The organism is Helicobacter rappini, from assembly GCF_900198625.1.
GTDB lineage: Bacteria > Campylobacterota > Campylobacteria > Campylobacterales > Helicobacteraceae > Helicobacter_A > Helicobacter_A rappini.
Genome location: NZ_FZPK01000018.1, coordinates 91,950 through 104,944 on the forward strand (window position 1 = coordinate 91,950; position 12,995 = coordinate 104,944).

Annotated in this window: 8 protein-coding genes; 1 reads left to right on the forward strand and 7 read right to left on the reverse strand. The window is 37.9% G+C overall.

Features of this window, described 5'->3' with window-relative positions; translation table 11 throughout:
• Positions 1–1,227: 1,227 nt before the first annotated feature.
• The gene (gene prfB, locus C6H17_RS05010; RefSeq protein WP_005216922.1) at positions 1,228–2,331 is read left to right on the forward strand and encodes a peptide chain release factor 2; all 1,104 of its coding nucleotides are present in this window, start codon (positions 1,228–1,230) and stop codon (positions 2,329–2,331) included.
• Between the two features lie 799 nt (positions 2,332–3,130).
• Here prfB and C6H17_RS05015 read toward each other — a convergent pair.
• The 7 genes from C6H17_RS05015 to C6H17_RS12460 all read right to left on the reverse strand — a co-directional run.
• Complete coding sequence (locus tag C6H17_RS05015; protein WP_005216918.1) at positions 3,131–4,723, reverse strand: phosphonoacetaldehyde reductase; 1,593 nt, start codon at positions 4,721–4,723, stop codon at positions 3,131–3,133.
• Positions 4,713–6,668 carry a thiamine pyrophosphate-dependent enzyme gene (locus C6H17_RS05020; RefSeq protein WP_020995475.1) on the reverse strand — a complete coding sequence of 652 codons (1,956 nt, stop codon included), beginning with the start codon at positions 6,666–6,668 and terminating at the stop codon, positions 4,713–4,715. Before C6H17_RS05020 ends, C6H17_RS05015 begins: the two co-directional genes overlap by 11 nt.
• A gap of 13 nt (positions 6,669–6,681) precedes the next feature.
• Positions 6,682–7,464, reverse strand: coding sequence for a TylF/MycF/NovP-related O-methyltransferase (locus tag C6H17_RS05025; protein ID WP_005216913.1), 783 nt, complete (start codon positions 7,462–7,464; stop codon positions 6,682–6,684).
• Positions 7,367–7,720, reverse strand: a complete 354-nt coding sequence (locus C6H17_RS12865; RefSeq protein WP_005216911.1) for a hypothetical protein — start codon at positions 7,718–7,720, stop codon at positions 7,367–7,369. The genes C6H17_RS05025 and C6H17_RS12865 overlap by 98 nt, the downstream gene beginning before the upstream one ends.
• Positions 7,721–8,131: 411 nt before the next feature.
• Positions 8,132–9,472, reverse strand: coding sequence for a phosphoenolpyruvate mutase (gene aepX / locus C6H17_RS05035; protein WP_020995474.1), 1,341 nt, complete (start codon positions 9,470–9,472; stop codon positions 8,132–8,134).
• Positions 9,473–9,514: 42 nt separating this feature from the next.
• Positions 9,515–10,390, reverse strand: a complete 876-nt coding sequence (locus C6H17_RS05040) for a class I SAM-dependent methyltransferase (protein ID WP_104731364.1) — start codon at positions 10,388–10,390, stop codon at positions 9,515–9,517.
• Positions 10,391–10,436: 46 nt separating this feature from the next.
• Positions 10,437–12,995: YidC/Oxa1 family membrane protein insertase (locus tag C6H17_RS12460; RefSeq protein WP_199768860.1), on the reverse strand; the 2,559-nt coding region annotated here is incomplete at its 5' end.

Here is a 12,995-nt window from a genome sequence, read left to right on the forward strand (position 1 = left end):
TTACAACTGCAGTTTTAGAGCTTAGCACTGTGATATGGTCTTCTTTAGGTAAGTGTGCTAGGCTAGGGTTAGCATATAAGTTTAACATCATTGAAAATTACTGTAACTTTTCATCATAACTACCACCCAAAATATTCTTATGTAAAGTAAAAATCTCTATTTTGCAAACCTAAATATTCTGTGTTTGACAAGATTTCTATTATCGCAAGTGCAACACATAAGCTACTGTATTTTTAGTGGAGGCAAGGATTATGAATAATAAACTTCACAATAACAAGCTCTCATCATTTCCAATAGTATATAATCTAAGAGAAAATGTAGTAGCGTGAAATCCGCATAGGGATTCTGATTATTATCCGTGTAGAGTGTGTGGATGGGGGGGGGGGGGCAAAAAACCTCAAGAAAACCAATAAAAATATTGAAAAACCCAAAATACCAAAGAATACGCTTAACATACCTAAGAATAATATTTGCATATATTTATGTTTTGTGCAGTATTCTTGTATTAGAAATACAGAATCTAAAATTTTATAAGAAATTTTTTTGCTTGATAAAACTTCTCATGGGGACAATGTAAATACAGCAAAACTTAGCAACAAATCACAATGCCTAACTATTTTGTAATGCCAAGAAGCATATCTGTAAAATCCTATTTTTTAAAGTCCAATGCATTACTTTTATAAAGCAATCTGTATAAAAGTAATGGGGCAGATGTATGCATAAAATCTCTACACATTCATCAGCAATAATATCAGTGGGGATACGCACCCTGCACAACTCCGTAAGATTTATTCATCATCTGCTTCTTATAAATAAATTTTTAGACAATTGCAACTTATATTATTTGTAAATACTTTTTTGTTTCGAATCGTTTCATGAGAATTATATCCCATTTTAGAATCTAGCTCCTTAATGCGAGGATTAACATTGTCCATACCAAAAGGATTAAAGCAGATATAGAAATTTGCGATTATATGAGGACACTTTCTTGGGCAAATCGTTGCAGTCTTGCAAATACCAAGATTTTTACTTGCTTATGTTACAAAGCGGTTATGAATTTTAGGCGTAACTATAAGATTAAAAGTTTATATTAAGAGTCTATTCTTGATTTTATGGCAATTTAGCAACCCACAAAGGATTAAGATTGCTATATGCTTGTTTCACGCTAGACATTCTTTTGTTATAATAATAAATTTTTTATAATTCCAAGCATGATAAAGGCACACAATGGATTCTTATGAATATGGCGAGTTGTTAAAAACTTTGCAAAATAAAGCACAAAATATCGCAAAGATTCTAAACCCAGATTCCCTGCAAAAGCGACTAGATGAGATTAACGCATTAGAATCTCATCAAGAGTTTTGGAATGACGCAAAAAAGGCGGGGGAAATCACAAAGGAAAAGCGAAAATGTGAGCGGATTTTAAGCACTTATACAGAGATGAAAGCCGAGCTAGATGATGCAAGAGAGCTATTTGAGATAGCAGAGAGTGAAGGGGATTCTAGCACTTTGGAGCTGTTGTTTGAAAATGTAGAATCTTTGCAGAGCCATATACAAAAGGTAGAAATTGAGGTTATGCTAAGTGGGGAGTTTGACTCAACAAACGCCATTATTACCATTCAGCCCGGAGCCGGTGGGACGGAGTCCCAAGACTGGGCAAGTATGCTGTATCGTATGTATTTGCGTTGGAGTGAGCGGAGAGGCTTTAAGGTGGAGCTACTAGACTATCAAGATGGTGAAGAAGCGGGCATTAAGGGGGCGGCGTTTATCATCAAAGGTGAGAATGCCTATGGCTATGCTAAAAGCGAAAATGGCGTGCATAGGCTGGTTAGAATCTCGCCCTTTGATGCTAATGCCAAGCGACATACAAGCTTTGCTAGCGTGCAGGTAAGCCCGGAGTTGAGTGAAGATATAGACATTGAGATTTTGGATAAGGACATTCGCATTGATACCTATCGTGCCAGTGGTGCGGGCGGACAGCACGTGAATAAGACAGAATCTGCTATCCGCATAACGCACTTTCCAACAGGCATAGTCGTGCAGTGTCAAAATGATCGCAGTCAGCATAAAAATAAGGCAACGGCTATGAAAATGCTGCAGAGCAAACTCTATGAGCTAGAGCGACTAAAACAAAGTGAGGGCGTGGCAAATGCCGAAAAAAGCGAGATAGGCTGGGGACACCAAATCCGTAGCTATGTCCTAGCCCCATATCAGCAGGTAAAGGACTTGCGGAGCAATTACGCTACAAGTGATACTGATGGTGTGCTAGATGGTGATATTGATGATTTAATAGAATCTGTGCTTGTTTTGGGGGAGAGTAAAGGTGAGTGAGATTCTAAGAGAAGATTCTAAAAATACCATATAATAAAGGGAGACAGAATACAAGGAACACAAGAGAATCCAATTGCAGCAAATATGGTTAGGATAATAAGATGACAAATACTAGACACTAAATAGGAACAATAATACAACAATAATGAATCTTGATATTCTCGCAGAAGAACGCCCCTCCCCAAAAACAGAAGTTTTACACATCATAATCGCAAAGAGTTTGCACAATAAAAAGATTTATGCTTTTATGAATCTTCTCAAGATTTTGCCTATTGTTAAAAAAATATTTTATGTTTAACTATGAGATTCTAGGCGTATCGTGCAATGGATTAAAAAATCTATGTAAGCATTGTTTTTCTTTGCCGTTTAATGTTGCTTTGCTTGGTTGTTATTGGTTCTTATTGATTTATTGTCTATCCACTCATTAAAAATATCATTAAAAGTTTTATTTGTATTATCTGCTTTATCTTGATTATTTATAGATTTAGTCTATCTTTTGTTTTTCACCTTAATCCTATCTTGATTTTGTAAGTATCAAAAATAGTCCTTAAAGCTCAATTCTTTTTTCTTTATGCACCCTAGCCTTGCAAATGGTTGCTATATATGTAGCTTTTTATAGCTGTGGATTTCCTATGTAATGTCTTACTGTAATATGCAATATTAAAGCTACATATGTATGCACTTTTCTCTTGCTTTATCCAAGCTTGCATATGGATATTTACCTATTACAAGCGCAAGAACTTGGATTAAACACTGCGTTAATATTTGCATCGCTTCATTCCGCTAGTCAGTAAAATCATTACCAAAGCAAACTAAGCATTCTTTTCTTTGCCTTTGCCACATCAAGCAGTCCATTTTTTGCCCTAGCATTCAGTGAGTTAAAAATATCTTCTATCATTGTAGAATCTAGTCCATAATCACGCGGATTGCTTGAGATATGAAGTGTTTTAAAAAGATTTTTAATCCTTTGTTTATAAGGGCGTAGAATAGAATCTGCTTTTTCATCACTTATACAATCTAGCAAAATCGGCAGAGTAAAGCTACACGCCAAGCCGTGTGGCACACCAAAACGCATTGTGATAGGATAGCTTATGGCGTGAGCTAGGGCGGTTTGTGTGTTTGAAAAGCTAAGGGCAGATTGGATACAAGCAAGGGCTAAGTTTTTCCGCAAGATTCTAATCTGCGTTGTCTCTTTAGTGTTTTTCAGGGAGATTTGCTTTTTGCTTGTGCGACAGCCCTTATGGCTAGTCTCCGCGCAAAAAGCTTCACAACCCTGAAAACGAAGTTTCTTTAGAAAATCACTTAAAGATACTTCCGCAGGTGTGCTGTGTGTGCTTGAGTCTGATTTCCGTGCTTGGGCACTACCCTTAAGGTAGCTTCTCGCACTCAAATCTACACAACCCTTGAAATTATCTAAAAATCCTTCTGCAGATGTGGCGGTGCTGTTTATAACTTCTAAAATCTGCTTAGAACCCAAAGTTAGCATTTCATATAATAGCGGCAGATTCTCTAAAATTAGCTCAATAGCCGCCTTTGCATATTGCGTAGAAATGGGATTTGCATTTTTATTCCAAATGGATTCTATGGCGTGAGATAGGCTATCAAGCGTAGTGTGAATGCTAAGATTTAAAGGCAGGGATAGCAAAAGAGTAATATCATAAAACGCTATTTGTGGATATAAGCATTTATGCGATAAAGAGTATTTGACATTTGCCCCTTTATCCCAAATAGTCGCCCATTGTGTCAGCTCACTGCCTGTTCCAGCCGTGCTAGGACAAGCAAAAAGTGGCATTGCCTTTGCCTCGCCCACAATCTCCAAACCCCCATTATTTACTACAATCTCATTTTGCAGGGCAAAAAACTTTGCACTATCAAGCACACTCCCACCACCAAGGGCAATAACCACATCATAACGCCCTTGAATCTTTGCCTTTGCACTTTGTAAGGATTCTAGCTGCGGATTTGGATTTACAGAATCATAGATGATAATGTTGCTAAAAATCTTTGCGATATTTTGGGCTAAGTTTGCTCGTTTAGATTCGGCAGGATTGGAATCTAAAATTTGAGATACTAGCTCACGCTCAGCATAACAATAAATAGAGTCTTGGCATTCTAAGGATTGAGATGAAGCTTGTGGGTTGTAAGAAAAATCGCAAGGGAGTTTATTAGACATATGCAGTTGCGAAGCAACAAATCCACACTTGCAAAATGACCGCAGCGATTTTTCGCTACTCCCGCAAGATTCGCTCAATACTGAATGCCTATTAAAGCTTTTAGAAGTTACTAGCAACACCCTCTTTGAACTCAACTCATTTTCCGCTAGATTCTGTAAGGATTCTAAAATATCCACATCAAAGTGGATTTGCACAGGATTATAATAACTAAAACTCATCGCTACACTCCTGCATATACTCGCTTAGTCTTTGAGCCACTTCTTGCGGTGTAACCTTTGGTCGCCCTAAGTTTTCTTTAGAGCCTTTTTGGATTTTAAGGTAGATAAACCACGCACCTTTTTTAGAATCTAAATTGCTAGGATTTGCATTCTTGGATTTTGTGTTGTTAGAATCTGCTTGAGATTCTATAATACTAGAATCCACAATTCTAGTATTTTGCAAGTATGGACTAGTGCTTCGCACGAGTGCGGTGGTGCTAGTGGGGCTTTTTGTGGATTTTAGGGGGGAGCTAGACATAGAGTCTGCGTTCGCAATCGTATCGCTCACCCTAAAATCCACAAAATCGCTGCTATGACTACCCAAAGACGAATTGCTATAAGTTAAAAACGCTTTTACATAGCTTTCAAATTCTTCTAAACTCTCCGCTATATACACATTCACATACCCACACGACTTAGCAATGACTACAAAATCTACAAAAGGCGAGAGATTAAACTGCCCACCTGTGCTATCGTGGCTTTCATTATCTAGTAAAATATGGCAAAAATTATCCCTATCCCTTGTGTAATACGCATTTGTGCTTAATGCACCAAGCCGCATAAGCAGGGCAGAATCACCATCTATGGCAATGACTTTTTGCCTAGTTTTTAATGCAATGCCAAGTGAGAGAGAACTCACACAGCCCATAGAGCCGACCATATAGAGCTGATTTGGACTATCCTCTATTTCATATAGTTCCCTGCCACATTTACCTGTGGTAGCAAGCAACAAAGCTTTAGAATCTTTTGCTAGAGTATGCAGGACACTCAAGGCTTCTAGCCGCGTAGGCATTTTGTTTGCGGGTTGGGTGGGTTTAGAATCTGGTTTAGATTCTGTGTTGCTGGAATCTTTAGTTTCTAATGTTGTAGTGTTGATTTTAGGATTTGTTTGAGATTCTAGGCTTTTAGAATCCGCAATTCTAGTATCTTGGCTAAGATTTGAATGTTGTGCAAAACGAGGCGAAAGGAGTTTGCTAGATGCAAATGACCGAGCCGAGTTGCCGCACTCATTCAAAGATTGGCTAAGAGACGAATTGCCAACATTGCTTAGAGCGATTTTAGAAAAAGTTTTATCTCTTACAATAAAGAAAAAACTCTCCCCTCTCCCCAACCACTCCAAAGCCTCTTGCACCTGCATTTTAGCCCTATCCATATCTGAATCTAAAAAGGCATACTTCATCTCGCAAGTCTCTAGCAATGTATCCGTGATAACGCCTAGCAGCTCGTGCTGTGGCTCATCTGTGTTTTTACCGCTAGAATCCCTTTCACCACGCAAGGACACAAAGCCTAGAATTGGAATCTTAAAAGTATAGTTAAGGCTTGTGAGAGGGCTTAGGGCATTAGAGAGACCGCTATTTTGCATTAGCACCACGCCATAATTACACGGCGTTGGCTTTTTAGTGCTTTTGCTTGAGTTTGATTTTCGTGCTTCGGCACTACCCACAAGGTAGCTTCTCACACTCAAATCTGCACAACAAGCAAAATCATCAAAAAATCCTTCCGCCTGAGAGTCTTTATTGTTGGAATTAACTTGAGATTCTAGGCTTGTGGATTTTTCGCTACGCTCAAAATGAAAAGGGGTAGAATCCATAATTCCAGTATTTGTGGTGGTGCTTTGTAAGTTTTGTGTGAATTTGGGGGCAGGAGTTACCTTATGGGTAATGACTGCCTCCAAAGACGCACAATCTTGCGAATGATTACTCAAAGACGAATTGCTATGAATTAGTCGGCACAAGCTTATCCCACTTGCAATCGCCACCGCATCGCCCTCATTATTACTCATAATGAAACGCTCACTATTAATCGCATAATTAATAAGCGGTGCAAGATATGAGCAAGGCACACCGACAAAATCCCTTAATCCCACACTCTGCAAATAATCACCAAATTCCTGCGTGTCTAACATAGTTTTCCTTTCTCTAAGTTTTAATTAAGGCAATACTTAAATTATCGCCTATGGGAAGTGTGTAAATCTCATCGCTAGATTCTGCGATAAACTCCATAACCGCCTCCCTCACGCCAACATAGCCTTGCGAAAAATATTCGTGGCAGAGTATCACCCCGCCCTTTACCATTTTGGGATAAAAATATCTAAGCCCTGCTAAAATTGGCTCATACAAATCACAATCAAGATTCACAAAGCAAAATCTTTCATTCTCCAGTCCCACAGCACTTTGCGGAAACCAACCCTTTTTGATTACACATCGCTCTTTATAGGGCATTTTACTTAGCACCAGCTCCACACTTGTATTGGCAAAATGCTTTGCCCCAAGTGAATGAGCCATAGCAGAATCTTTGCTTACATCGCTGTGAGTGAAGCCCTCAAATGTGTCAAACAAATACAAAGTTTTATCCCTAAAACTTTCATTTATATACCTTGCAAAATCCCCTCTATACACACCAAGCTCCGCTACACTGCCCTCTAAATGTTGTGAGATTTTTGCAAAATCCTGCAAAAATGCGATTCGTGCCTTGACACTTAGCTCAATGTAGCCTACATCAATTTTTGCCTTTGAAATACCCATAGATTCTAACTGCTCACTAATCTCATAAAGCCCTGTAAAAGTGCCTACAATTACCTTGTCAAAGTCTAGCTCTAGAATCTTAGAAGAGGGATATATACTTATACCCCCCCCCCCCGTGATTATGGGGCGTTGGCTTTTCTGTGCTTTTGCTTGAGTTTGATTTTCGTGCTTCGGCACTACCGCTTAGGTAGCTTCTCGCACTCAAATCTGCACAACAAGCAAAATCATCAAAAAATCCTTCCGCCTGAGAGTCTCTAATATCAAAATCTCGGTTTGTAATTTCTGCATTTTGATTTTCTAAACAGATTTTCTGCCCTGCCTTTTGTGGATCATTATCAATAAATGCAATAATCTCTGTGTTCTTATCTTGCATAAGATTTGCTCCAATGAGCCTACCGCAGTTTCCTGCACCAAAAATGATAACTTTTTGCATATTTGCTCCTTAAAAGTAATTTGTGTTCTATCTACCAAACAATAGACAGAATCCAAATTACAAAATTTATAGAATCTGCCACTTAGATTCCGTATTACATAAAGTTTTATTTTGAGTGATTTTTAAAAATCCGCAAACACAAATTTCACATTCTAGCAGTTGCGGTATGGCTTTGTGGGCTTTGTATGCTTTTTGAAGTAGGAGTTACCTTAATGTGTAATGACTACTTCAAAAAGCATACAATCGCACGAATTGCATACCCAAATGCGAATGCTACGCACATTTTGCAGCAGTATCTTTGAGATAAAATCGTGGTTTTCAAGCTTTTTGTGAGCGGAGCTTACTAAGCGTAAGTGAGCGAACAAAAAGCGTAGAATCCACGATTTTAGCCAAAGAGACAAACGCAAAACATTATATTGTCCCCGGAATAAGTGAGAGAATCTCCTTCACACTCATACAAGAAGATTCCATCTCCTTACTTCTATCAAACTCTAAAATCCCTTGTGCGACCTTTTGCATCGCTACAAATGAAGCCCTAAGCAAGTGGTTTGCATAAATAATAATATTTGCCCCAGCTTCACCTAGCTCTTTTGCAGTGATTTCATTAAAGCTTGTAGGCACGACTACCACAGGCGTTTTAGAATCTTTCTCTCTAAATGCTTTAAGAAAAGCTAATACTTCATCAGGGCTTTTTTGGCGTGAATGTATCATTATGCCATCTGCCCCAGCGTTAATGTAGGCAAAAGCCCGCTTCAGTGCGTCTTCTTGCCCTTTGTCTAGTATCAAAGATTCAATGCGCGCGATAATCATAAAGTCTTGTGTAATCTGTGCGTTTTTCCCCGCTCTAATCTTGTCGCAAAAGACTTCAATGTCTTCTTGGGTTTGTTCTACATCATTGCCTAAAAGTGAGTTTTTCTTTAAGCCCGTTTTATCTTCAATGATAACAGCAGACACACCTGTGCGTTCCAAACTTCTCACAGAAAAGACAAAATGCTCTATCTTGCCGCCTGTGTCGGCATCATAAATCAAAGGCTTTGAGGTTACTTCAAAGATTTCATTAATGGTATTTAAGCGACTTGTTAGCTCTACGGCTTCAATGTCTGGCTTACCCCTGCTTGTGCTATCTGTAAGGCTAGAACTCCAAAAGCCATCAAACTCTAGTTTTTTTCCATTAGATTCTACACAAGCATTCTGTGCGATAAGGGCAGATATGGCGGAGTGGGTTTCACAGATTCTAAGTGGGGTTTTTGCATTCACAAGGCGGCGTAAGAGCGAAAGTCTAGCATTTGTGCTGATACCAATCGCCCTTGCATCAAGGTTTAATTGTGTGGAGCTTATGCCCTCTGTGTAGCTAGGCTCTATAAGCTCACCGCAATTTAGCTCCTGCAAGGTATCAATGACATTTTGACGCGTTTTACTCTGCGTGCCACTTTTCCAATCATCGCCGTGAATGACATAGCGGGGCTTCAAAGCGCGGATATTGCCTTCATAACTGAGTGTATCTTGCGGGATAACTCTATCAATCTCTTTTAAATGACTGATAACTTCATAGCGTTGGGCATAGTTCATATAGGGCAGTCGCTTATATGAGGCTATTGCCTTATCGGTCAAAAGCCCTAGCACAACTTCGCCCTTTCTGCCCTCACTAGATTCTAAGCTATCGGCTAACTCTCTTGCGATTTTTAGGATATTGATATGCCCGGGGTGGATTAAATCTGCCGCCATAGCGACATAGACTATTGGAGGTTTCATTGTCTGCTCCTTGAGTAGATTTTACAAAGAACAGAAACAACACTAAAACTTAAAGCGCTCCTTTCTTGCGATAATGCGGATAAAGTAGTCATCTTCACCATTAAATGGTGCAAAGCCTTTGTTTTCCATTGCGTAAAGAGTTTTAAAACAATACACAATAAGCATATTACCCCCCCCCCCCATAGTTATTGTATGGGTATCTGCTTGAGTGTTACTTGTATCATCTGCTTTTTGATTTATTGTTTCTTGCATTGCGTTATTTGAACTAAAACGCAAAGTTTCAATCTCTTGTAATGTTTGAGTGAAATTTAAGAATCTGCGGTAGTGATTATCATAAATAAATGCGTTTGTCTCACCTTCTACCGCCTTACCCTTGCCACAAAGGCTATTTTTCTCGCCTCTCACTTCAATGGCTAAGATTCCGCCATCTTTACAATATTTAAGGCAATCTGCCAAGGTTTTATCTTGTTGAGCTTTGCTGATAGAATGCAGGGTAAAACGAGAGTAGATACAATCAAATTGTTGTTGAAAACTAAAGGAATCTAATTGTGTGAAATCGCCACATAGAAAGTGGGGATTGTTTTGTGAATCTGATCTTTGCTCCGCTTCTTGTGTGGATTCTGTGTGGTTTTGTTTAGAATCTTGCTGCGTTTCTACATAATCATTTAAAAATGCAATCTCTTCTTGCACTTGATCTATGGCGGTTGTATCTATGCCATTATTTGCAAAATAGAGACTATCTCGCCCATTACCACAACCTAGCTCAAGAAGAGATGGGGTATTAGATTTTGTGCGTTTATTAGTATCACAATTTATGGATTCTAGCAAATAGCTTTTATACACAAATTTTGCAAAAAGTGATGGCTCTACACCGATTTTATGCCTACTATAAAAATCACGCCAATATGTTTTGTCCATATTTTATCCTTTCTGGGTATTTTACCATCTTCTTATTAGACAATTGTTAATGCTTTATCCCATCAATCTTAAAAGTGCCATTTTTAACTTCTTCTGTGATATCTTGCCAGTTGCTTTCATTATAGATATTGCCTTCGACTCGAAAATAATGACTTATTAACCACTCGTCTTTTTTGTGCTGTCCAAAAATTGGACTTGTTACAATAGCTACTCTCTTTTTTCCATCGCGTTTTAGTATATTCTTTGGCACATTAGGACAACCATTAGGAAGATTTTCGCAAAAAATGCTTGAAATATCGTAATTTGCCATAAGTCTAGAATCTATTTTTAATTCTCCGCTTGCATTAAAGTTTTTAAAGAGAAAAAGAGCATCTGGTCGTCCATCTTTTACCGCTATGCTACTAGGAATGCCTATACTATCGAACCCACCATGATCACTTACTACAAAAATTTGCGTGTTGTCATAAATATCATTGTCTTTAAGCCATTGTATAAATGTGCTAAGATAGTTCAGAGCACATGCTTCAGAATCATAATGCTTGAAATAAAGTCTTGTTTCTGCCTTATTTCTGTAGGGCATTTCCACTTTATGCGGATAATCATGCCATGCAGTCTTCTTGATAAGATTGTTTTCTATGCTTTGAAACATGCAATTTTTTCCATCATAATACATGCCATAAGGAACATGTGTTATTGAAGAATGTAAATATTTAAAAGTTGGTTTTTTAGATTCCGTATTGTGCAAATGAGTAAAGGCATAGAATGATGAAGTGTAAGGCAATGAAGTTTTTACATTATAATCGACTATTCTATGACGCAACCACTCCCCACCTTTATATATTTTAGAACGCAATGTTTCTGGACTAAAACGAAATGTCCCATAACTTAATAAGCGTTTATATATCGCTGCATTACCTTCATTTGCAAGTTTGAAAGCAATTGTGTCTTCCGGGTGGTGTGTAAGATAATAGTCGATATAGGCATATCCATTTTGTGTTACAAAAATATTTTGATTATAAGCCTGTATGTATTTGGCTGCTTTGGCCGATTCCTCCATAAAATACCCCACATCATAGCCATTCTTTACAAAAGTATCACCTATAACACCAAAGGCTTCAGTGATACTATCAGCAAGATTATCTTTTCTGGCATTCATATTATATACAGCATAATGCTCCCCGCCGATAAGCGTAGCAATACTATGGATAGTAGAGTTTGTCGTAGATATAGCATTATCAAATAGCACAAAGCCATCAAGCTGTGTTTTAAACTCTGGGAACTGTTCTAAGAGTGGGTGCATATGTGATCCACTAAACATATCAAGCACCATAACTATGATATTCTTTTCAGTCTTAGAGTAAGAGAATAATTCTTTTTCATAGGGTTGCAGATTGCTGTCTTCTGCAACAAGGCTTTTTGGGACTATATAGGTTTTATTTGCTTCCATAATATTAAAGAAAGATATAACACTTAACACACAAAGGGTAATGAGACTAACACTAAAAATAGTCTTAAGCCATTTAAAACAAAAATATACGATCGCTACACTTGCTATAAAAGCACACAAGGCATATAAAAGATTATTTGGATTATTAAACTCTGGTTTTTGCAAGACAAAGTGATCCATTGCTCCATAATCACCTACAAAAATAAATGTATTGATTACCCCGATAAGAAATAATATGCTTACAACATATACACCAAACTTAAAAAGTCGTGTTTTATAAAAAAAGCTTGTAATATAGATAACCATAAAGCTAGAACAAAGGAATGCACCAAATAAAACTGCTAGTGTTTGATATGTTTGCTTTACATCAAATTGAGAGACATCACTACTATACAAAGCATAAGGGCTAAATACACATATCATAAAACAGATATTAAGAATGGCTAGAATGCTAATATTGCGATAGGTTGCATAGGTTTTAAAATCTAGGGCGGTGTGTGGGGTGAAAATGTTAAATAATAGAGTTTTAAGTTTTCCTTGTGGTTGTGTAGCTTTGCCTGACAATTTAGTGTTTTTAGATGAGTTGGCGTTGTTAGAATCTCGTTTTTTGGATACTTCGCTTTGCTCAGTATGACAAGACAAAGAATCCGCAATTCTAGTGTTAGAGTCTCGGCATTCTAAGGATTGAGATGAGAAATTAGGGTTGTGCAAGTCTTGCGAATGAGGCGTATTGGACATACGCCGCAGTGAGTAAGGCGAAGCACTCCCTGATTTATCGCTCAATACTGAATGCCTTTTATTTCTACATTGCTTAAATATCTCTTTAAACAACGCAAACGCCATATTACAAGTCCAATATAATACTAACGCACTCGGCATACTATAAAGTAGCACCAAGAACAATAAAGCAATCAAACTCCCTTGCACTCTCGCACCTAACTCTTTTGAGCTATAAAAGACATTAATTAAAGTAAAAGCTGTCATCAGTAAAGGCAGTATATGAATACTTAAGCCAAATAACATAATAGAATCTGGCTTGCTTAAATCATCTATCCATAGAAAGCGGACACTTTGTAGATATTCAGCTTTGTTAATAATCTCATACATTGCAAAAAAGAATGGAATCTGCAAAGCCAATCCGCCAAGACTACGCAGAGC